Consider the following 20409-nt stretch of genomic DNA (forward strand, 5'->3'; position numbering starts at 1 on the left):
TCCCGTTCGTCAATCAAATACGACCCTGCACATACGACCCTGAAAGGAACATTCCATGTCAATTGGCATCATCGGTTCAGGCGCCATCGGCGCAGCCTTTGCGCGGGTGCTGGCTCGCACAGGCATCGAGGCGACAATCTCCAACAGCCGTGGCGCGGAGTCGCTGAGTGAACTCGTCCGGGAAGTTGGACCATCGATCAAGGCCGGATCGCGCGAGGAAGCCGCACGCGCCGATATCGTCTTCGTCGCTGTCAACTGGACGAAGCTGTCGGCGGCGCTGACGGGCCTGCCTGAATGGTCCGGGCGCATTCTCATCGACGCCAACAATCCGATCGAGGCGCCGTTGTTCAAGCCCGTAGACCTGAAGGGCCAGGTATCGAGCGAGCTCGTCGCCGATCTCGTACCCGGAGCACGCGTCGTCAAGGCGTTCAATCATCTCCGTGCTGAAATGCTTGCTGCGGATCCGCGATCGGGCGGAGGACGGCGCGTGCTGTTTTATTCCGGCAACGACAGCGCCGCGAAGGCGGAGGTGGCGGCGCTTATCGAGAGAATCGGCTTCGTCGGCATCGATCTTGGTTCGCTCGCCGTCGGTGGCAAGCTTGCGCAATTTCCAGGCGGTCCATTGCCAAATCAAAATCTCATCAAGCTCGCCTGAAGGTCCGCTATTCGCAAGCGCCCCAACGCGGGCCAATGGTGATCGACGCCGAACTGGCGGCCCCCAGGCGGGCAATCCTTCCGGTCCGTTGTCAGGCGTGACGGCGGCTGAACAACAACAGGCCGCCCATCGTTGCGAACAGTCCCCCGGTCACCCTGTTGATCCAGCGCATGTGCCAGCTGGAGCGCAGGACGGGGGCGATCGCGGAAACGCCGAAGGCGCACATCGCCAGCACAGTGAATTCGCATGCGATGAATGTGAGGGCGAGGATGGCATATTGCGGCGCGAACGGTTCGGCCGGATTGAGGAACTGCGGGAAGAACGCGGTAAAGAACAGGATGGCCTTGGGATTGCTGGACCCGACCAGGAGGCCCCTGACATAATGCGTGCGCAAGCGCCGGCCGCTGTCCGCTGGAGCGCTCTTGATATCGACGGCTTCAGCGTTGTTGCCGAACGTCTTGATGCCGAGCCAGATGAGATAGATCGCCCCGATCACCTTGACCACGGTGAAGGCAAGCTCCGATGCCGCGAGCAATGCACCGAGGCCCAGCGCCGAAAGCGCCATGACGCCGAGAACCGCGCTGATGCTGCCAACCGCAGCTGCCATCGCGCCCGACTTGCCTTCGTTCAGCGCCGTCGTCATGCAGGTGAGCATGGTTGGGCCGGGTGACAGCACCAACACGGCCACGGCGGCCAGGTACAGCAAGTAGGTCGTCAAGGTCATTGTTCGCATCCATATGCGTGGTGAGATTGATCGTGCGTAGTGAGGTTAGGCGACACCCTGTCGGGTGTGCCGGCCGGTGATGGCTATGATGGTGGCAGGCCCATTTCATTAGCAGTTGGGTAGCCGCCCACCCAGACCTTAATTGTACCAAAAGCGACGCGAATTACCCTGAGCGGCCCTGCCCCCGTTCGGAATGTGTGCAATTTCGGCCAGCGTGGCGGAAAATTGCATCCTGCCCGCATTTCGAAAATGAATCGCCCTTTTTTGGGCCACGGGCGGGCGACAATTGTATTTTGGCGAGCCTTTGGAACTTTTCGGAACTTCTGCCATTGCAGATTTGCTGATGGTGCGAACCCCAAGGAGTGTTTGCAATGGCAACCCAAATCGTGATGGACCACACCGGCGATACCCGCCATGAGTTTGATGCGAACGACGCGAAGGCATTGCTCGAAGCGGAAAAGCGCTTCGAACAGCTCACAGGCGCCGGCTTCACAGCGGCAATCAGAACTTCCTCTGGCGATCCGACGATAACCCGCAGGTTCGATCCGAAAGCCGAAGAAACCCTGTTTTATCCAAGGCTGGTCGGCGGTTAGCGTCTCATGTTGCAGACAACGCTACGGAATGCGGTCCGTAACATCAGGCAATTGCTGGCGGATAGCGCCAACCGCTGGCAATTGCTGCGGGCTCAATATCGGGAATTGGGCTGCCCTCAAAGGGAGGTGCGCGGCATAAGGTTGCTGCAAGCGTGGCTATCGCCTGAACAATTGGTTCAGTTCAACAAATACGGGTATTTCGAAGTCACGGGCTGCCAGACCGGCAAGCGATACCGGATCTGCTATGGCACCGCGACAAATATTCATGAACTTGACCAATATGGGCGCCCGAAAGCCGGTTGGTGTTTTGTGCCAAACCAGCCGCTGGTGCCCGGCGACGTCATGCTCGCACAGAAAATTGCTTTGGAGACCGACGAGTGGGCAGCGCTGGCGGTGGCTAAATCGTTCAGGCCGACTTGGCATTAAAAAGATCTGGCATTGAACAGACTTGGCGCGTCTAAGGGGCCGAGGTCCGCTGCGCTGCAACTGGCAGGTGAAGCGCTGGCGGTCCTGATGCGGTGCAGCACGGGCTGCGCCGGCGGCGTCTCTACGGAAAATGATACAAGCAGACTGTTTACCAACTCGGTCAAGGACGTGAAAACCACCTTCCCTAAGCCGTCCGAAACGAATCCGATCTAGGCTGCCTCCAACAGCAAGAGGCAGCAAATGTTCACGATCATCAGGGCGCTCGTCATCGCGGTATGCGCGTATGCCGGTTCATCGGTAGCAGGCAGTCAATTCCCGGACCTGCCGAACTCCCATCAAATCTACACCGAGTAGATCACGGAAGTTCGTGATCGAACTCAGCAACAGCAATTCCGGCAGTAACCACGTTCAGTTACGGACTGTCAGGAATTACGGCGTTTGCTCTCCGTCAGGTTCTGTGGCGGAGATGGTTATGCCTCTCGGACGATACATAGCCTGGGTCGGCGCATCGTTGCTCGTGTTGCTGTTCGTGGCCAACTGGTTCTTTCCGCAACCTTTGGCCGAGCCGGCCGGTGACGAGGTTAACAGGCCGGTCATCCGGATCGCTTCTCTGCAGCAGCCGCCGGAACGGATCGTCATCGACACCAACCTTCCGACGATCGTTCCGCCGCCCGCGCCCGTCGATGCCATGCCGGACGAGCCGCCCCCGCAAGCACAATCATACGCGCCGATAACTTCTCACGCGTTGGTTACTGCCGCGGAAAAAAGCAAACCAAAGGCCACGAAGAGGCTGGTGAAGGAGGCTGCAGCCAAACATCCGTCATCGCCCCATACGCAAACCAACACGCCGGTGGCCGCGAGTAGCAGCCCGGCGCCGGTCGCACCGCCTACCAAATTGTCGTTCGCGAACCTCATTTCCGGGCAGCTGGTGAGAGAGCTGTTCAACCTTCATTGAGCCTCAGCGGGTCTGCAGTCAGTGAGACGGAGTGGTTAAGCGCGCGGTGCATTAACCCTGTTGTCATACTTACTTCACCGCTGCTGCGCGCAAGTCAGTTCTGCCGCTAACCCGCCGCATTGGATCCTAGAAATCGTTCTGCGACGTTGGGCAGATTATTTCCCCCGGCTCGGGGCAAGCATCTTCGTCCTAGAAGAGTAGATCATGATGAGGGCAGGTCTCATCGTTGTTGGCCTCAGCGCACTGACCATCATGGAGCTGGGGACACCGCGACGCACGAAGACAAGTGCGCCAGATCGGTTCGAGCAATTGACTATCGGCATCAGTGTATCAGGCGACACCCTGGAGACGGCTGATCGGCGCGAAGTCCACCGTTTGCAACATGAAGCACCGGTTCAGCCGATCTCATCCGTCGAACCAACACCGCCGCAGGATGCGACCGCGGCCTTAACTCCAGAAAACAATCCGGGCACTGTTGGGAGTACAGGCGGCAACAAGCAGGTTGCCGGGAAGTTGCGACCTGGACCCAAATACGCGGAGCCTGACAAACCCAGGCAGCAATCCACAAATCCCAACAAGGCTGCAAGGATGGCCCGGCCGAAGCCAATGGGCGAGGCCAGGCCGTGTCGTCCGAATGCTTTCGATGGCCTGCTTCAAGCATTGAACTTGCCCTCCCGATGCCAGACCTAGCGCAATGGCCCTCGTGCAATGTCGCGTTGGCCGGTGCCGAACCGGCCGACATCGCTGGTAGATCTCCGGGCGTTGCGCGCGCGGCCGAAATCAGGCCGCCTCGCCCCGACGAGCGGGGCGCGCCTGACAGTTCGCGAGATTCGTTCAACATGGCAATCGTCGCCATCGTGTTAACGGTGGCGATTGCGTTGGCCGCAATCGCAGGTCCCTACATCTATCGCAGTGCTCATTCAAACCGGCAGACAATCGATTCAATCGACGTCAAGGCTCTGGTGGAGCGCATCATCAAAGTCGAATCGGCGGGAGTTGCGAATAAGAAGAACAAGCTGTCCAGCGCCACAGGCGCCGGTCAATTTCTCGATGACACCTGGCTCGAAGCCATCCGAAAACATCGCCGCGATCTGATCAAGGGCCGCGGCGACAAGGAACTGCTGGAGCTGCGGCAGGACGCCGAACTTACGCGAGAGATCATTGCGCGGCTGCTGGAGCAATATGCCCGGACACTGAATAAACGCGGTCTGCCCCTCACATCAGGTTCGCTTTATCTGGCCTATTTTGCCGGACCGGCCGGCGCCGTCGCTCTGCTGTCCGGCGCCGAACATGCCGACGCCGCATCCGTCATGGCCGCCGCTGACTCGACCGGCCGAACCACCCGCCAAAAACTTGTCAAGGCAAACCCGTTCCTTGAGGTACTGACGGTACGCGATCTCAAGAACTGGGCCGATCACAAGATGCGCGGCATCTAAATCACCCTATTGCCGAGATCCGGCCATTCGCCGTCATGGAACGACCGCCTCGCAGTGCGGACCTCGCCTCCAAATCAGCTTGTGAGCCAACGCGGAGCTCCGGCCGCCGCACTTGGACCTCTGCCGAAAAGCGCTTACCATCGGGTGATAGTGTCGAGCGCGGGGCCGGCCATGAAGCGACGCGAGTTCATCCGGCTGGTCGGCGGCGTGGCGGCCTCTTGGCCGCTGGCAGCGCGCGCACAGCAGCAGCGCATTCCGATCGTGGGCTTTGTCGGATTTGCCAATGCCGACGTCGACGACGTGACGGTCGGCGCTTTTCGCAAGGCGCTGGTCGGGCTCGGCCACGTCGAAGGACGCACCATCATCGTCAATGCGCGCAGCGCCAACGGCGACGTCGCGCGAGGCCACGCCATGATCGACGAGCTGGTGGCTCTGCCGGTGAACGTATTTCTTTCGCCGGGCCAGGCCGCGGCGCGGGCCATCGTGCGCAAGACGAATATTCCCGTGGTCGCGGTGGCGTTGCCGGCGGTGCAGAGCGATCCCGAACTGTTCCAGAGTCTGGCCCGGCCCGGCGGCACCGTGACCGGCTTCTCGGCGTTCGGCGAGGAGATTTCGGCCAAGCGCATCGAAATGCTGAAGGAGATCCTGCCCGGCCTGAAGAAACTCGGAGTGATGCACAACGCCACCGATCCCACCTTCAGCGCCTGGGGCTCGCAGACCATGGCGGATGCGAGGAGCGCCGGTATCGAGCCGGTACGCCTCGGGCTCAGTGCGCCGTCCGCCGTGCAACTCACCGAGCAGATCAGGAAGCTCGCCGACGATGGCGGCACGGCCATGATCGTCATCCGCGATTTCCTGACGGTGGCCATGATGGCGGACATCTGCCGGATCGCGGCAGACCTGCGCATTGCCGTGATCGGCGAACATGCCGAAATCGCGCGGGCCGGCGCGCTTTTCAGCTATGGCGCCGATCTCGCCGACCTGTTCCGTCGCGCGGCGGGCTATGTCGACAACATTCTCAAGGGCCAGAAACCGGCGGAGATGCCGATCCAGTTGCCGACGAGGTTCGAGCTGATCGCCAATGTCAGGGTTGCGCGGACGCTCGGGCTGGCGTTCCCGTCCACAATCCTTGTGCTCGCGGATCAGCTGATCGAGTGAACTCCAGAAGCGTCTTTCCGAGACCGCATCCAAGCTAATTGCCCGAAAGGTCAATTGCACTGCCATGATGCGGTGGTTACGGCAAAGTGGTTACGGCAAAGGAGCGAAAGTCGTATAATGCCATCCATAGATGAGCCAGAGGGAGGAAATCCATGCGGAAGTCTCCATTCGGTGTCGCCGTCGCGGCTCTTATGCTTTCTACGTCTCAGCCGCTGGTCGCCGCGCAAGACGACGTCGATCAGCAGCTCGGTAACGTGAACTTCAAAACCTCCTGCAACGATGTTGCGCAGCGTCGCTTCGATCGCGCGATGCGCTATCAGCACTCGTTCTGGTACACCAATGCCAAGGAGATCTTCGAGGAGGCCATCAAGGCTGATCCGTCATGCGCCATGGCCTATTGGGGCATCGCGCTCACGATGATGGACAATCCGCACGCCGCAATTCCGCGGCCGAATCTTGCGCCCGGCCTCGCCGCGATCACCAAAGCCAGGGAGATCGGAGCCAAGACCGAGCGCGAACGCGACTACATCGATGCGATGATGGTGATGTACGCGGACCACGAAACGATCCCCCACGCCCAGCGCATGCGCGCGCTGCGCGACAAACAGGCCGACATCGCAGCGAAATATCCTGAAGATGACGAGGCCCAGATTGCCTACGCCATCACGCTCAACACGTCGGCGGACTTGAAGGACAAGACCTACGCCCAGCAGACCAAGGGCGCCGCGATCCTGGAGCCGATGTCGGTCCGGCTGCCGCAGCATCCGGGCGTGACGCACTACCTGATCCACCTCTACGACTATCCGGCGACTGCGCAAAAAGGCCTCGACGCCGCCAACCGCTACGCCAAGATCGCGCCGGCCGCGCCGCACGCGCAGCACATGCCGTCGCACATCTACACCCGCGTCGGCTATTGGAAGGAATCGATCGCCTCCAACGCCGCCTCCGTGAAAGCCGCGAAGTCCGAGAAGTCAGTGGGCAATTACCTGCACGCGCAGGATTACATGGTTTATGCCCATCTTCAGCTCGCCCAGGACCAGCAGGCGCGCGCCGTCATAGACGACATGGTCAAGGAGACCGACTTCAAGGTGACGGTCGCGGCAGCCGACTACGCGCTGGCGGCCTCGCCGGCCCGTTATGCGATCGACCGCGGCGACTGGGACGCGGCCTCGCAACTATCGGTCAGGCCGAGCGGCCTGAACTACGCGATGGCGATCTCGCATTTCGCACGCGCGCTCGGCGCGGCGCGCTCCGGCAAGCCGGAAGCGGCCAAGGCCGATGTCCAGAAGCTCGCGGAACTGCGCGACAAATTGCGCGACGCCAAGGATAATTACTGGTCGCAGATCGTCGACATCCAGCATCAGGTCGCCGTTGCCTGGGTGCTGCACGCGGAGGGCAAGTACGACGAGGCTCTCAAGGCCATGAGTGCGGCAGCGGACGCCGAGGACCTGACCGAGAAGCATGTGGTCACGCCGGGTCCGCTGGCGCCGGCGCGCGAACTCTACGGCTTCATGCTGCTCGATCGCGGCATGACCAAGGAGGCGCTTGCGGCGTTCGAGGCCACCAAGGCCAAGGAGCCGAACCGCTTCCATGGCTACGCCGGTGCAGCCAAGGCCGCCGACACGCTCGGTGACAAGGCGGCGGCGCGACAGAACTATCAGCAACTCATGGCGCTCGCGGCGAGCGCCGACACGGAGCGGCGCGAGGTAGCGGCGGCAAAGACCTATCTCGCCAGCAACTAGCGATCAGAACGGTGGTGCAATGAGAAGGGTAGCTATCGCCGTCGCAGCAGCCTCGCTGGGGTGCGTACTCGCGGCGGCGTTGGCGTGGTTCGGTCTGCCACGGCACGCCGCCGCGACTGCGACCGCGCCTGTTTGGACCGAGGTGGCCTGGCCCTTCCCGATCGATCAGTGGGGAAAGGGCAAGGCGTTCCGCTGCAAGGCGGCCGACTGCGGCGCCGAGGTGAGCCTCTATCTGCGTGCCAAGATCGGGTTCTGCAATTGCACGACCGGCGTCGCCGACGACGAAGATCTGGACCGCATGGGAGATCTTGTCCTCGTCGGCGACGTTGCGCCGCTCGGCGCGGGCCGTCCGGTCAACATTGCGTGGATGAAGGGCCGCAGCCGCGCCTACGCGCTCAACGCGCGCAATCCGCCCGGCAAAACGGCGATATCGGTCGTCTTCAACGAACGCTGCGACATGATCGCCGCAACCGCCGTGCTCGGCCACGACCGGCCGGCGGCGACCGAGCCCAGCGTGATCGAATTCCTCAACGGCGAGAGGGTGATGCGCTGGGCCGAGGTCACGCTTGGCCTCTGATGCGTGTGCAGGCAGGACTGTCAAACGGGATGGAGACGGTAAATGGACATTCGCGCCGCACTGAAGGAGCTGTGTGAAGCCTTCAACGCGCACGATCTCGATCGCATCATGGCATGTTTTTCTGACGATTGCGTGCTGGAGATGCCGAGGGGAAGCAGCCCCTGGGGCTCCCGTTTCGAGGGCAAGCGGAATGTACGGGCAGCGCTGGCGACGCGCTTTGAAGGCTTGCCCGATGTCCATTACGGCAACGATGCCCATTTTGTGGATGCGGCTGCCGACACCGGCATCTCGAAATGGACCCTCACGGCACCACCCGCGAGGGCGCGCGAAAGGAAGTCCACGGTTGTGACTTCTATACGTTCCGCGATGGCAAGGTGATCCGCAAGGACTCGTACTGGAAAATCGTGGAGTGAGCTGACGCGCGACGAACAGTACGTAGGATGGGTAGAGCGAAGCGAAACCCATCACTTACCCGCGGGCTGCTATTGATGGGTATCGCGGAGCCTGTCATCGGGCGCGCGTTCGCGCGACCCGTTGGCTCCACCCATCCGACGCGCTGCGGAACAGGCCCTGGCTCAGTCGCGGATCATTGCGATCAGCTTGAAGTCCTTGTCGAGCTTGATGTCGTACTGCCCATCCCTGCATTTGGCGTCATCGACTTCAAAATAGCTGCTGGCCTCGGTTTCCTTTTCCATCTTGCCGCCCGTGCAGCCAAGGCCTTCCAGGACAGCCTTGATCTTCTCGGCCTCGGCCGGTGTCACGGGGGTGTCGGCAAGCGCAAAGGTGCTGCTGACAAGCGCAGCAGCGAACGCCGTCACGAACAGCTTCATCGGTGCGTTCTCCAGTTGAGAAAACGAAACCAGCCTGACCCAGGTTAGTTCCAAAAACAAGCGCGCCAGGAGGAACCCACATGCGCGCCCGGGAGCTCGCTCACGATGCTGCCTGCGTGTTATCGTCCAAAAAAACGAGGGAGCAGATAATGCGCGGACGGCGTGTAGTGATGGATTCGCTGGTGTCGAACGGCGTGAGCCACATCTTCGGCAATCCCGGAACGACAGAAACGCCGTTGCTGGACAGTCTGGTGAGCTATCCGCAGATCGAATATATCATGACCCTCCATGAGGGCGTGGCGGTCGGCGCGGCGAGTTTCCATGCGCAGGCCACCGGCCGCGCGGCTGTGGCCAATCTCCACGTAGCTCCCGGGCTCGGCAATGCCATCGGCGCGATCTACGGCGCGCTCAAGGCCAATTCGCCCCTCGTCGTGACCGCCGGCCAGCAGGACACGCGCATGCGGCTGGCCAACCCGGTGCTGGGCCACGACCTCGTCGCCATGGCGGCACCGGTCACCAAATGGAGCGTGCAGGTCGAGCGCGCCGATGAGCTCGCGCCCGTGCTGCGCCGCGCCTTCAAGGTCGCGACCGATGCGCCCAGGGGACCCGTCTTCGTCTCGCTTCCGATCAACGTGCTGGAGCAGGAAACCAATATCGAGGCGATTGCACCAGATAAATTGTGGCGCTCGCCACAAGCGGACCCCGCAGGGATCGAGGAACTGGCCTCGCTTCTCCTGAAATCAGAGCGGCCCACCATCGTTGCCGGCGATGACGTGGCCCGATCAGGGGCCTCTCAAGCGCTGGTCGCGCTGGCGGAGGCGATCGGCGCGCCGGTTTGGTTCGAGGGGCTGCGCGCCCATGCGCCGTTTCCCACCAGCCATCCGAACTATCGCCAATCGCTCCCGGCCGACGCCGCGCAGGTTCGCAAAGCCCTGTCGGATACCGATCTCGTCCTGCTGCTGGGAGGTCCGTTTTTCGAGGACATCTGGTATGCGGAAGGCAGCCATTTCCCGGGCGCCGCCGTCGTCGTCCAGATCGAGGAATCGCCCGAACGTCTGGCGTTCAATCACCGCCTCGATGGCGGCATCGTCGGCGACATGGCGGCCAGCATCGCCTCACTGGCGAAGATTATGAGCGCGCGGCAAAGCGCCGAATTCAAGCTCGCCGCAGAGCGCCGCAACCAGGCGCTCGCCGAGTTGAGCGCCCGCGATCGGGAGGCGCACCGGGCGCGGCTGGAGAAGGCCTGGAACCGCGAGCCGAGCTCGATGGCGCGGGTGACGGCCGAGCTCCGGCGGGGGCTGCCTGACAATGTCGTCATCGTGGACGAAAGCATCACCGCCAGTCTCGACCTGGCGCGGTCGTTCGATTATCGCGGCTTCGGTGATTATTTCGGCGGGCGCGGCGGCGGCATCGGTCAGGGATTTTCCGGCGCGATCGGGGTAAAGGTCGCGATGCCGGATCGCCCGGTGGTCGCCGTCTCCGGCGACGGCTCGGCGATGTACAGCATTCAGGCGCTATGGACCGCGGCCCACCACAAGCTCGCGATCGTGTTCGTCATTCTTTCAAACCGGCAATATCGCATCCTCAAGCACAACGTCGACGTCTGGCGACAGAATTTCGAGGCGGGAACGCAGCATCCCTATCAGCAGATGGACCTGACGGGACCGGACCTCGATTTTGTGCATCTGGCGGCCGGCATGGGCGTCGAAGGCATCAGGGTCGAAATGGCCGGCGACATCGCCGCGGTCATGGAGCGTGCCATTGCGGGAAATCGGCCTTATCTCGTCGAGATCGCGATCGAAGGAAAGCGGTGACGGGGCATAACTGCCTGCAAATGATTCACGTCATGGCCGGGCTTGTCCCGGCCATCCACGTCTTCCTTGTTTGATGGAAAGCAAGACGTGGATGCCCGGCACAAGGCCGGGCATGACGACGTTCGGAATATGCCGCTATTTCCTTGAGCGCCTTGTCAGACTTAGGGGGCCGGCAAGCTCTTATCGCTGCGCGGCCGGCGGCTTCTGCACCGTCGGCGCGGCAGCAGCGAGAATATCCGCGCGCACACCTGTCCGCGGCGGATAGATCCGCTGCCGGTTGATAATTTGCTTGGTCGCCTTGGCGGCGGCGCCGGAAGCATGCAGCTGGCGATCCCATCCGACGGTGTGCAGCGCGCCCCAGGCGCCGAGATCGAGCACGGTGACATACCAATCGATGTCAAGGGCAAGCATCGGTTGCCCGAGCAAGTCAGCGACAACGTTGTTTCCGGCAAAGCGGCCCATCGGCCGTGCGAACTGGCAGGACATCACGGTGGCATGTTCGCCGTCCACGACGCAGGAAGCCACATCGCCGGCGGCAAAGATGTTTGTCGCACCGGTGAGACGCATGAACTGATCCACGTGGAGGCGACCAAGCCGATCGCGCTCGACATCAATCGTTTGCGCCACCGGGCTTGCCCTCATCCCTCCGCACCACACCACCGTCCGCGCCGGGATGACTTCGCCGGAGTTCAGCGTGACGGTATTCGCATCGATCGCCGTGCCCCTCGCATTGAGCCGCGTTTCCACACCGAGCGCCGCCAGCGCTTCACCGACGATCGGGCGCGCTTGTTCTCCGAGCGTCACGCCCACAACGGGGTTGGGATCGACGAGAATAATCCGTCGCTCGCCGGTGAGGCCTGCCTTTTCAAGCTTGCCCGGCATCTCCGTCGCGACTTCGATGCCGGTAAAGCCGGCGCCGACGATGACCACCGTGGCGCGGCCTTCGGCATCCGCCTGCCCGCCCAATGCGGCGAGGTGCGCCTCGAGCCGGACGGCCGCCGCATAGCTATCCACGTCAAAACCGCAGGCCGCCAGCCCCGGTATCGCCGGGCGCGCGAGCTGGCTGCCGAGCGTCAGCACCAGCCGATCGTATGCAATGACCTCGCTGCCGCTATTCGTGGTGACGCTCACCTGCTGCCGGGCGGGATCGACCGCCCTCACCTCGGCAACCCTGTGATCGACGCCAACCGGGTCGAGCAGTTCGGCAAGCGGTATCGCCGCCTCGCTGATGTCGACCTCGTAATTGCGAACCCTGATGTTGTGGTAGGGGTTGCGGTCGACGACGAGTATCTCAACATCCGCCGCCGCCGCGCCGATCTCGTCACGCTTGCGCGCAGCACCCAGGGCGGCCCACAGCCCCGCAAATCCAGCACCAAGGACAACAATGCGCGGCATCTGATTTTCCCGAACGGCCAACGGGAGCTAATCGTGTGAGAGAAGCGGAATCAAGTGTGTTGAGGCAGATCGCGTAGGGTGGGTTAGCGTAGCGTAACCCACCATCTTCGCTCACCAGGCGGTACGTACGTCGAGTTTATCATCGGACGCGCATTTGCGCGCCTGGCGGCTGGCAATGACGACGGACTGCGACAAATTAACCCGACGGGCAAATCAGTTCTGATTTGCGGAAATCGTGTCAAGCACAAAATTTCCGATAATCAAAAATATTTCCCTTTCCTTCGACCCAAATCACCGGCACATTCTCGCCATCCCGTCCCACTCAGAGGGGCGTTGGCCATCGTCACAACGAGGGGCGGGTCGCGGTGGACGCCTGATTCACGTCTGACGACGGCGTGGATCAGCGTACGGCAAAACCGTGTGGTCCTGGCGCCCGTTGCAGGCGTCAAGCTGTCGGAGAAGCGTGAGCGGAAACGGCAGTGACGGAGTCAACCAAGAACTCGTCTCCGGGGAGAGCACGGCATAAGCCGTAAAGCCATTGCGCAGGGAATGTCGGATGTTCTCCGCTGCCCTGTATGCTCATGTGCAGCATTCTTTGTGCTAACCGCACATGAGACCGCGGGTGCAGCGCGCATCCGGCATTCCCTGCGCCCTCTGGTTTTTGAGGGTGAAGAATTTGATAGCAAACCTCGGGCGCAATGTGCCGCGAGAACGCGAAACTATATCCGCGTCGTCCCGGCGAACGCCGGGACCCACACGCCGCGGCCCATCGGTGAGATCGCCGGCGTTAGTGACCATCTGCAAACAACGACCGCCGCGGAGTATGGGTCCCCCGATGCGCAATTGCGCATCTGAGGTCAAGGCCGGGACGACACCGAACAATATGACAGAACAGCATTGTGTCGCCCAAGCCCTTGACCAATGGTCGATTCATCGGTTGAGATGCAACCATGTTCCGGGGCAAATCCATCCTGCTGATCCTTGCGCTCACGGCGCCGTCGCTTGCGTCGGCGCAGACCATCAGCTTTGGCGAAGGGGCCGCCATCCTCGGCAAGAGCTGCGCCCCCGACATCACCGCCAATTGCCGCGGCGTTAATATCGACTCCACCCGCCTGAAGGAGTGCCTCTACCGCAACCAGGACGTGATGTCGGCGGCGTGCAAGACCGATTATCCCCGGGCGTTCGATGCGATCCAGAAACGCATCGCGGCGCGCGCCACCGTCGGGCGGGAATGCGAGTTCGAAGTCGTCAAGAAGTGCGGCGGCAAGGGACGCGAGGTCTTCAAATCCCTGGCTTGCCTGCTGGCGTTGCCGACCGTGAGCGCGCGATGCACCAAGTCCATCGCCGATGTCGGCTACCGGGCGCAGGACGACGTCGCAACCAAGCTCAGCGGGCTGGAAACGCCGCTGGAGCTGGATATCCCCGCGCTGCGCCAGCAGGTCCTCGAGCGCTCGAAACAACGGGGCAAGAACGAGCCGCCGCCGAACAAGCGGCCGCCGATTGCGCCCGAACTGAACAAGCTGCCGAGCTTCAATGTCGACATCCAGTTCGACACCGACACCCCGATCGTGAAGCCGGAATCCTATCAGACCATCGGACGGCTGGCCGATACGCTGGTCAATTCCGCACTGCTGAACTACACGTTCCTGATCGTCGGCCATGTCGAATCGACCGGCCGACGCGACCACAACGTCTTCCTCAGCCAGCGCCGCGCCGACGCGATCCGCGACATCCTGGTCAACACCTTCAAGATCTCGGCAAAGCGGCTGCAGTCGGTCGGCCTCGGCGAGGAACAGCTGCTCGATCCCGCCCGTCCCAACGGACCCGTCAATGCGCAGACGCAGATCATGACGCTGGCGAAAGTGCCCGAGCAAAGCGAGCCAGCCACGGCGGCAAAAGGCGCGGCCGCGAAAAAGCCGGCCAAGAAAAAGCAGTAGCAAGAGATAATAATTCTATTCGCCGATTGCGAAACGATCAGCGCATTCCTATCTGAAAGTTCCCGCTGCCCCCGCCCGCGCTAGCGCGGCCGCAGCGCCGTGCCACAATTTCAGATCAGACTGCGACCATGCTCTCCATGTCCCCGATCATTTCCGTCGCCAACCTGTCCAAGACCTATGGTTCAGGCTTCAAGGCGCTGAACGGCATCAACCTGGATATCCGTCGCGGCGAGATTTTCGCGCTGCTGGGACCGAACGGCGCCGGCAAGACCACGCTGATATCAATCATCTGCGGCATCGCGAACTTAAGCGAAGGCCGCGTCACCGTCGACGGCCACGACATCAACAGGGATTACCGCGCCGCGCGCTCGCTGATCGGGCTGGTGCCGCAGGAACTGCACACCGACTCCTTTGAAACCGTGTGGGCGACCGTCAGCTTCAGCCGAGGCCTGTTCGGCAAGCCGAAGAATCCGGCCCATATCGAAAAGGTGCTGAAGGACCTGTCGCTGTGGGACAAGAAGGACTCAAAGATCATCACGCTGTCCGGCGGCATGAAGCGCCGTGTGATGATTGCGAAGGCGCTGTCGCACGAGCCGCAGATCCTGTTCCTGGACGAGCCGACCGCGGGTGTCGACGTCGAACTGCGCAAGGGCATGTGGGAAGTGGTGCGCGCACTCCAGGTCGCCGGCGTCACCATCATCCTGACCACGCATTACATCGAAGAGGCCGAAGAGATGGCCGACCGCATCGGCGTCATCAACAAGGGCGAGATCATCCTGGTCGAGGACAAGGCCGGGCTGATGCAAAAACTCGGCAAGAAGCATCTCAAGCTGTATCTGCAGAGCAAGGTCGAGGCGATCCCTGAGGCGCTGGCCGCCTACCATCTCGAACTGTCCGAGGACGGCCGCGAGATCACCTATAATTACGACACCAAGGGCGATCGCACCGGCATCACCAGTCTCTTGAGCGACCTCCGCAACGCCGGCATCCGCATCTCCGACCTCGACACCACGCAATCGTCGCTCGAAGACATCTTCGTCAGCCTGGTGAGGGCACCATGAACTGGCGCGCGGTTCAGGCCATCTACCTGTTCGAAATGGCGCGCACCTGGCGCACGCTGCTGCAGAGCATCGTCTCGCCGGTCGTTTCCACCTCGCTGTATTTCGTGGTGTTCGGCGCCGCGATCGGCTCACGCATCACCGAGGTCGACGGCGTCAGCTACGGCACCTTCATCGTGCCGGGGCTGGTGATGCTGTCGGTCCTGACGCAAAGCATCGCCAACGCCTCGTTCGGCATCTACTTCCCGAAATTCGTCGGCACGATCTATGAACTGCTGTCGGCGCCGGTGTCGTATTTCGAGATCGTGCTGGGCTATGTCGGCGCCGCCGCCACCAAATCGATCATCCTCGGCCTGATCATCCTCGCCACCGCCGCGCTGTTCGTGCCGCTGCACATCATGCATCCCTGGTGGATGCTGACCTTCCTGGTGCTGACGGCGGTGACCTTCAGCCTGTTCGGCTTCATCATCGGCATCTGGGCCGACGGTTTCGAAAAGCTGCAGATGATCCCGATGCTGGTGGTGACGCCGCTGACCTTCCTCGGCGGCAGCTTCTATTCGGTGAGCATGCTGCCATCAGGCTGGCGCACCATCACGCTGCTCAATCCGGTGGTCTATCTGATCTCGGGTTTCCGCTGGAGTTTTTACGAAATCGCCGACGTCAGCGTCGCCCTGAGCCTCGGCATGACGCTGGGCTTCCTGGCGGTGTGCATGGTGATGGTGTGGTGGATCTTCAGGACGGGGTACCGGCTCAAGAATTGACGGACCCCCGTCCGCTCGCGAAAAAGTCAGCACTATCAGCGTGATTCAGCCCCCTCTCCGCCTTGTTTGCGCCGTGGGGCGCATTAACGATGGGTCCGCAGGCCGCTGGAACGGCGACCGGATTCCGGGCATATTGGATGCCGGGGGACGGAGAGCCGCTTCGCTTGCATTCATGGCGCTGCGGTAAAACGGCCTGGAGGCCAAAGTGAAATTGCGTTCCTTCCTCGTTGCCGTCACCGGCCTGATGCTGTTCATGACCAGCGCCGCGCAGGCCAAAGTCGCCATCACCGTCGACAAGGATAGCCAGCAGATGACCGTCGCCGTCGATGGCGTCGAGCGCTATCGCTGGCCGGTGTCGAGCGGACTTCCCTCCTATGAAACGCCGAACGGCAGCTTCCGCGCCTTCCGCATGGAAGCGGATCATTATTCCAAGGAATTCGACGAAGCGCCGATGCCGCACTCGATCTTCTTCACGAAGGTCGGCCACGCCATTCACGGCACCGATTCCGTCAACCGGCTCGGCTCTCCGGCTTCGCATGGCTGCGTGCGGCTGTCGCGCGACAACGCCGCGAAGCTCTATGCGCTGGTGCAGGAGCAGGGCGTGCTCAACACCACGGTGACGCTGACCGGCTCATCCCAGGTCGCCTTGGCGCGCAATCCGCGGCCGCGCACCAACGCCGTCGCGCGCCGTGCTCCGCCGCAGCAATATGAGCAGCAATCCAACGCCGCTGGTGATCCAGTCGTGATCACGCCGCAGCCCGGCATGGCGCCGCAGGCTGGTATGGCGCAGCAGGGGCGAACCGACGACGGCTACATCTATCCGGCCGACGGCAGTTCCAGCGAGGCGCGTTATCCGGCGCCGCGCGACCGCCGGCTCTACGGCGCACAGGCCTATCCGCAGCCGCAGCAACAATATTATGACAACCGCGGCTACGCGCCGACGCCGCAGGGCTATTACCAGCCGCAGCCGCAGCCATATTACCAGCGGCGCGGACTGTTCACCTATCAGGATTGACCGAGACATGTCCTTGCAAGGGTGGTCGTGACGCCTGCCATGTGTCGTGAAGCAGCATCCCGCTTGCCATCGCCACGACGAACACAACCACGCCCGGCGACAGCGTCGCCAGGCTCTCCAGCGCCGGCCCCGGGCACAATCCGACGAGACCCCATCCTGCTCCGAACATTCCTGCGCCCAGCACCAGCGGCGCATCGATGTCGGATTTGCCCGGCCAGAAATACTGCGCGGCCAGCACCGGCCGCGCGCGCTGTCTTGCCAGCATGAAGCCGGGAGTGGCGACAGCCAATGCCGCCGCCATCACCACGGCGAGGCTTGGATCCCACCCGCCAAAGATATCGAGGAATGCGAGCACCTTGGTCGGCTGCACCATTCCCGAGACGAGCAAGCCGGTTCCGAAGATCAGGCCACACAACAACGGCGCGATGATCCGCGATATGATTTCCATGACTCAGCCTCCCAGCAGGTGACGGGTGACGGCCACGGTGATCACCGCCGTCACCATGAAGACGATGGTCGCCACGATCGAGCGCGGCGACAGCCGTCCAATCCCGCAAATGCCGTGGCCTGAGGTACAGCCGCCGCCGAGCCGCGTGCCGAAACCAACCAATAGCCCCGCCGCAACGATGACGGCCCAGCTGGCCGGCAGCTTGGGCGGCGCCATGCCGTAGCCGATCCATCCGGCGACAACGGGAACCAGCATCAGCCCCGCGATGAAGGCGATGCGCCAGGCCTTGTCCTCGCTCCTGATATTCAGGAGCCCCGCGAAGATGCCGCTGATGCCGGCGATCCGGCCGGTCAGCAACATCAACAGCACGGCGGAAAGGCCGATCAGCGCGCCGCCGATCGCAGCCGACACAGGGGTGAAATTGGCCATGACGAATTCCATTGGTCTTGCGAGCGCGCCGAACCATAAACCCGCAACGAATTATCGCAATGGGCCTATTGGTCGCCGTCACGCATCCGGCGCCAAACGGCGCCCAGCACGTTGGAATAGTCGTCGGTCCAGACCCGCTGGTGGTCTTCGGCTTCGGTCTCGGCCCATTTGTCCGATGACGCGAGCGCGCCGACATCGGCCTCGTGCCGCGCCGACACCACCACCGAGGTGGAGAAGATGTATTCAGCGTCGCGGCCGGAATCCTCGCTGTAGACCCAGCTCTTCAGGTCGTTGGCATCCGCAATGCCGACCACGACGCTGGAGAGTTCGAGATGCCGGTTGGAGACGTGCATCGCGACCACGCCCTGCGGCGCCAGCTTTTCCTTGTAGATCTCCATCGCCTCTTCGGTCGCCAGATGAATCGGTATCGCATCCGACGAATAAGCGTCGACGATGATCAGGTCGTAGACACCGTTCGGCTCGCGCGCGAAGGTCAGCCGCGCATCGCCGATCACCGGCTTCAGGTCCGGCTCGCACTTGCTGATATAGGTGAAATATTTCGGATCGCGCGCGGTATCGACCATCGTCTGGTCGATCTCGAAGAACTTCCAGTCCTCGCCCGGCAACGAGGCGCAGGTCAGCGTGCCGGAGCCAAGCCCGATCACAGCAACCCGCAGCGCGGCCCCTTTCCGCTCGCGCACCGCCGTGATCGCCTGACCGATGCCGCCGTCCTTGTGGTAGTAGGTGATCGGCTCGGGCCGACCGGTCACTGGCGTGCCGTCATCGTTCTTGAATTTTTCGGCGCCGTGGATCGTGGTGCCGTGCATCAGCACATGATACTGGCCGTTCGACGTCACCACGATCTTGTGGACGCCGAAGAAGCTGCGCACGGTTTCCACCCGGCCGTCGTCGGAGGGATAAGCGCGCAGCAGCACCAGCGCCACCACCACGGTCGCGAAGATCTTCCAGCGGCTGGCGTTCAGCCCAAGCGCCAGCAATGCCGACAGCACGCCGACCGCGCCGATCATCCAGACCCGGCGCTCGTCGAGCCAGTGCATGACCGTGCCAGGTGACCAGGACGGCGCGATCAACGCCACGGCCAGTACGGCGAGGAACGGCCAGTACCAGGCGCTCCAGCGTGGCAACCGTTCGTTTCCCGTCGGCCGGCACAACGCCGCCAGTGCCAGCAGGATCGGGTATTCGGCGATCCAGGAAAAGGTGAAGGGGGCGATCAGGCCTGCGAAGAGGCCGCCGACCATGCCGCCGAACGACAGCGCGACATAGAAGCCGGTGAGATACTTGGCGGCCGGCCGCGTCCGGGCCAGTTCGCCATGGCAGGCCATCGCGATGACGAAGAAGCACAGTTGATGCCCGCCGAGCGTGAGCAGCAAATTCTGCTCGCCGCCGAAGGCAAGCAGCACGACGACGCCGGCGATCGCCAGCGGCTGCGCCAGCAACATCCATTTGTGCGGCAGCAGCGGCCGCGACTGGAACACCAGCACCCAGGTCAACAGATACAGCGACAGCGGCAGCACCCATAACAGAGGAGCCGCGGCGACGTCGGTGGAGATATGCGCGGTCACCGCGATCAGCAGACCCGACGGCACCGCCGCGAGGAAAATCCAGCGCGCGCGCGTCGTCCATGACGGCGCCGGCGCATCCGCATCGTCGGCCGGCATGTTCAGGTCAGCCGCATTGGCCGGCGAACGCAGCAGCAATATTGCGCAGCTTGCGATCAGCACGATCAGCAGGCCATAGCCGCCGGTCCAGAGCAGGTTTTGCGCGCGGAGCGTAAACATCGGCTCCAGCAGCACCGGATAGGACAACAGCGCCAGGAAACTGCCGATGTTGGAGGACGCATAGAGAAAGTAAGGATCGGGCCCGCTGGGATGGCCGGTGCGGACGAACCAGGCCTGCAGCAGCGGGTTGTTGGCGGCGAGCGCAAAGAACGGCAGCCCGATCGATACCGCAAACAGACCCAGTAGCCAGATCGCATAGCCCGAATTCGGCGGCTCGCCCCAGCCGCTCGAGATCGACAGCGGCAGCGTCAGCATGGCAACGACGAGCAGCACCAGATGCACGGCCACAGGGACGGCGCGGTTGCGGAGCTGCATCAGAAAATGCGCATAGGCATAGCCGCCCAGCAGCAGCGACTGAAAGAACACCATCGCCACCGACCACACCGCCGGCGAGCCGCCGAGCCGCGGCAGCACCATCTTGGTGAACAGCGGCTGCACCGAGAACAGCAGCAGCGCGCTGACGAAGATCGCCGCGGTGTAGACCACCAGAACCATCCGGTTCCGGGAATCGGACGACAGGTCCGTGGCGGCGGACGGTTCAGAAAGGCTCATCAGAGCTCCGGCAGGGACCCGGCGGGCGCCGGAGGGCGGAATTCCGGCATGGAAGCGCCAGAGACGGTAATGGAGCATATGGCAACAAGGCTAGCAAGGAACCGC

General features: G+C 62.6%; 21 protein-coding genes. 15 read left to right on the forward strand and 6 right to left on the reverse strand.

Annotated features, from left to right (window positions below):
* The first annotated feature begins 55 nt into the window (after nt 1–55).
* Nucleotides 56–655 carry an NADPH-dependent F420 reductase gene (locus ABIE49_RS10450; protein WP_192738035.1) on the forward strand — a complete coding sequence of 200 codons (600 nt, stop codon included), beginning with the start codon at nt 56–58 and terminating at the stop codon, nt 653–655.
* 91 nt (nt 656–746) lie between these two features.
* On the opposite strand, the gene ABIE49_RS10455 is transcribed toward ABIE49_RS10450, so the two are convergent.
* Nucleotides 747–1379, reverse strand: a complete 633-nt coding sequence (locus ABIE49_RS10455) for a LysE family translocator (RefSeq protein ID WP_192738036.1) — start codon at nt 1377–1379, stop codon at nt 747–749.
* A 371-nt stretch (nt 1380–1750) separates the two neighbouring features.
* Here ABIE49_RS10455 and ABIE49_RS10460 point away from each other — a divergent pair, with 371 nt between their 5' ends.
* The 9 genes from ABIE49_RS10460 to ABIE49_RS10500 all read left to right on the forward strand — a co-directional run bounded on the left by ABIE49_RS10460 (nt 1751) and on the right by ABIE49_RS10500 (nt 8644).
* On the forward strand, nt 1751–1972 hold the full coding sequence (locus ABIE49_RS10460; protein WP_192738037.1) for a hypothetical protein: 222 nt from the start codon (nt 1751–1753) through the stop codon (nt 1970–1972).
* Between the two features lie 6 nt (nt 1973–1978).
* On the forward strand, nt 1979–2398 hold the full coding sequence (locus ABIE49_RS10465; protein ID WP_249133168.1) for a hypothetical protein: 420 nt from the start codon (nt 1979–1981) through the stop codon (nt 2396–2398).
* A gap of 367 nt (nt 2399–2765) precedes the next feature.
* The gene (locus tag ABIE49_RS10470; RefSeq protein ID WP_210337409.1) at nt 2766–3353 is read left to right on the forward strand and encodes a hypothetical protein; all 588 of its coding nucleotides are present in this window, start codon (nt 2766–2768) and stop codon (nt 3351–3353) included.
* 204 nt (nt 3354–3557) lie between these two features.
* The gene (locus ABIE49_RS10475) at nt 3558–4043 is read left to right on the forward strand and encodes a hypothetical protein (protein ID WP_192738039.1); all 486 of its coding nucleotides are present in this window, start codon (nt 3558–3560) and stop codon (nt 4041–4043) included.
* Nucleotides 4044–4315: 272 nt separating this feature from the next.
* Nucleotides 4316–4789: a lytic transglycosylase domain-containing protein gene (locus ABIE49_RS10480; RefSeq protein ID WP_354066747.1), complete on the forward strand. Its 474-nt coding sequence runs from the start codon at nt 4316–4318 to the stop codon at nt 4787–4789.
* Between the two features lie 171 nt (nt 4790–4960).
* The gene (locus ABIE49_RS10485; RefSeq protein WP_192738041.1) at nt 4961–5947 is read left to right on the forward strand and encodes an ABC transporter substrate-binding protein; all 987 of its coding nucleotides are present in this window, start codon (nt 4961–4963) and stop codon (nt 5945–5947) included.
* A gap of 152 nt (nt 5948–6099) precedes the next feature.
* Nucleotides 6100–7689, forward strand: a complete 1590-nt coding sequence (locus ABIE49_RS10490; RefSeq protein WP_192738042.1) for a tetratricopeptide repeat protein — start codon at nt 6100–6102, stop codon at nt 7687–7689.
* 19 nt (nt 7690–7708) lie between these two features.
* Nucleotides 7709–8266: a hypothetical protein gene (locus ABIE49_RS10495; protein ID WP_192738043.1), complete on the forward strand. Its 558-nt coding sequence runs from the start codon at nt 7709–7711 to the stop codon at nt 8264–8266.
* Nucleotides 8267–8308: 42 nt separating this feature from the next.
* Nucleotides 8309–8644 carry a nuclear transport factor 2 family protein gene (locus ABIE49_RS10500; RefSeq protein WP_354066748.1) on the forward strand — a complete coding sequence of 112 codons (336 nt, stop codon included), beginning with the start codon at nt 8309–8311 and terminating at the stop codon, nt 8642–8644.
* Nucleotides 8645–8841: 197 nt separating this feature from the next.
* Here ABIE49_RS10500 and ABIE49_RS10505 read toward each other — a convergent pair whose 3' ends face one another.
* Nucleotides 8842–9096: a hypothetical protein gene (locus ABIE49_RS10505; RefSeq protein WP_192738044.1), complete on the reverse strand. Its 255-nt coding sequence runs from the start codon at nt 9094–9096 to the stop codon at nt 8842–8844.
* Nucleotides 9097–9245: 149 nt separating this feature from the next.
* Between ABIE49_RS10505 and ABIE49_RS10510 the strand changes: the two genes are divergently transcribed.
* On the forward strand, nt 9246–10910 hold the full coding sequence (locus ABIE49_RS10510) for a thiamine pyrophosphate-binding protein (RefSeq protein WP_192738045.1): 1665 nt from the start codon (nt 9246–9248) through the stop codon (nt 10908–10910).
* A gap of 180 nt (nt 10911–11090) precedes the next feature.
* Here ABIE49_RS10510 and ABIE49_RS10515 read toward each other — a convergent pair whose 3' ends face one another.
* Entirely contained in the window at nt 11091–12305 is a 1215-nt protein-coding gene (locus ABIE49_RS10515) for an NAD(P)/FAD-dependent oxidoreductase (RefSeq protein ID WP_192738046.1), read from the reverse strand.
* Nucleotides 12306–13612: 1307 nt separating this feature from the next.
* Here ABIE49_RS10515 and ABIE49_RS10520 point away from each other — a divergent pair.
* The 4 genes from ABIE49_RS10520 (at nt 13613) to ABIE49_RS10535 (ending at nt 17076) form a co-directional block, all read left to right on the forward strand.
* Nucleotides 13613–14242 carry an OmpA family protein gene (locus ABIE49_RS10520; protein ID WP_354067449.1) on the forward strand — a complete coding sequence of 210 codons (630 nt, stop codon included), beginning with the start codon at nt 13613–13615 and terminating at the stop codon, nt 14240–14242.
* Nucleotides 14243–14379: 137 nt separating this feature from the next.
* A complete protein-coding gene (locus ABIE49_RS10525) occupies nt 14380–15303 on the forward strand; it encodes an ABC transporter ATP-binding protein (protein ID WP_192738151.1) in 924 nt (307 codons plus the stop codon).
* Complete coding sequence (locus ABIE49_RS10530) at nt 15300–16061, forward strand: ABC transporter permease (RefSeq protein ID WP_192738047.1); 762 nt, start codon at nt 15300–15302, stop codon at nt 16059–16061. The genes ABIE49_RS10525 and ABIE49_RS10530 overlap by 4 nt, the downstream gene beginning before the upstream one ends.
* 211 nt (nt 16062–16272) lie before the next feature.
* Nucleotides 16273–17076 (forward strand): L,D-transpeptidase, encoded by an 804-nt coding sequence (locus tag ABIE49_RS10535; RefSeq protein ID WP_354067452.1) that lies wholly within the window; start codon nt 16273–16275, stop codon nt 17074–17076.
* Here the strand turns inward: ABIE49_RS10535 and ABIE49_RS10540 are convergent.
* The 3 genes from ABIE49_RS10540 to ABIE49_RS10550 form a co-directional block, all read right to left on the reverse strand.
* Entirely contained in the window at nt 17060–17524 is a 465-nt protein-coding gene (locus ABIE49_RS10540; protein ID WP_192738048.1) for a DUF6691 family protein, read from the reverse strand. The two genes, ABIE49_RS10535 and ABIE49_RS10540, sit on opposite strands and share 17 nt — an antisense overlap.
* 3 nt (nt 17525–17527) lie before the next feature.
* Nucleotides 17528–17953, reverse strand: coding sequence for a YeeE/YedE family protein (locus tag ABIE49_RS10545; protein ID WP_192738049.1), 426 nt, complete (start codon nt 17951–17953; stop codon nt 17528–17530).
* 65 nt (nt 17954–18018) lie between these two features.
* Nucleotides 18019–20304, reverse strand: a complete 2286-nt coding sequence (locus ABIE49_RS10550; protein WP_502915880.1) for a spermidine synthase — start codon at nt 20302–20304, stop codon at nt 18019–18021.
* Between the last annotated feature and the right edge of the window lie 105 nt (nt 20305–20409).

This window comes from Bradyrhizobium sp. OAE829, assembly GCF_040546575.1.
Classification (GTDB): domain Bacteria; phylum Pseudomonadota; class Alphaproteobacteria; order Rhizobiales; family Xanthobacteraceae; genus Bradyrhizobium.

Bases quoted from the DNA above. Each gene is read 5' to 3' on its own strand.
- ABIE49_RS10525 (WP_192738151.1), top strand. From the start codon at position 14,380: ATGTCCCCGATCATTTCCGTCGCCAACCTGTCCAAGACCTATGGTTCA.
- ABIE49_RS10495 (WP_192738043.1), top strand. From the start codon at position 7,709: ATGAGAAGGGTAGCTATCGCCGTCGCAGCAGCCTCGCTGGGGTGCGTA.
- ABIE49_RS10450 (WP_192738035.1), top strand. From the start codon at position 56: ATGTCAATTGGCATCATCGGTTCAGGCGCCATCGGCGCAGCCTTTGCG.
- ABIE49_RS10490 (WP_192738042.1), top strand. From the start codon at position 6,100: ATGCGGAAGTCTCCATTCGGTGTCGCCGTCGCGGCTCTTATGCTTTCT.
- ABIE49_RS10465 (WP_249133168.1), top strand. From the start codon at position 1,979: ATGTTGCAGACAACGCTACGGAATGCGGTCCGTAACATCAGGCAATTG.
- ABIE49_RS10510 (WP_192738045.1), top strand. From the start codon at position 9,246: ATGCGCGGACGGCGTGTAGTGATGGATTCGCTGGTGTCGAACGGCGTG.
- ABIE49_RS10540 (WP_192738048.1), bottom strand. From the start codon at position 17,524: ATGGAAATCATATCGCGGATCATCGCGCCGTTGTTGTGTGGCCTGATC.
- ABIE49_RS10530 (WP_192738047.1), top strand. From the start codon at position 15,300: ATGAACTGGCGCGCGGTTCAGGCCATCTACCTGTTCGAAATGGCGCGC.
- ABIE49_RS10545 (WP_192738049.1), bottom strand. From the start codon at position 17,953: ATGGCCAATTTCACCCCTGTGTCGGCTGCGATCGGCGGCGCGCTGATC.
- ABIE49_RS10475 (WP_192738039.1), top strand. From the start codon at position 3,558: ATGATGAGGGCAGGTCTCATCGTTGTTGGCCTCAGCGCACTGACCATC.
- ABIE49_RS10455 (WP_192738036.1), bottom strand. From the start codon at position 1,379: ATGACCTTGACGACCTACTTGCTGTACCTGGCCGCCGTGGCCGTGTTG.
- ABIE49_RS10460 (WP_192738037.1), top strand. From the start codon at position 1,751: ATGGCAACCCAAATCGTGATGGACCACACCGGCGATACCCGCCATGAG.
- ABIE49_RS10500 (WP_354066748.1), top strand. From the start codon at position 8,309: ATGGACATTCGCGCCGCACTGAAGGAGCTGTGTGAAGCCTTCAACGCG.
- ABIE49_RS10515 (WP_192738046.1), bottom strand. From the start codon at position 12,305: ATGCCGCGCATTGTTGTCCTTGGTGCTGGATTTGCGGGGCTGTGGGCC.
- ABIE49_RS10485 (WP_192738041.1), top strand. From the start codon at position 4,961: ATGAAGCGACGCGAGTTCATCCGGCTGGTCGGCGGCGTGGCGGCCTCT.
- ABIE49_RS10505 (WP_192738044.1), bottom strand. From the start codon at position 9,096: ATGAAGCTGTTCGTGACGGCGTTCGCTGCTGCGCTTGTCAGCAGCACC.
- ABIE49_RS10550 (WP_502915880.1), bottom strand. From the start codon at position 20,304: ATGAGCCTTTCTGAACCGTCCGCCGCCACGGACCTGTCGTCCGATTCC.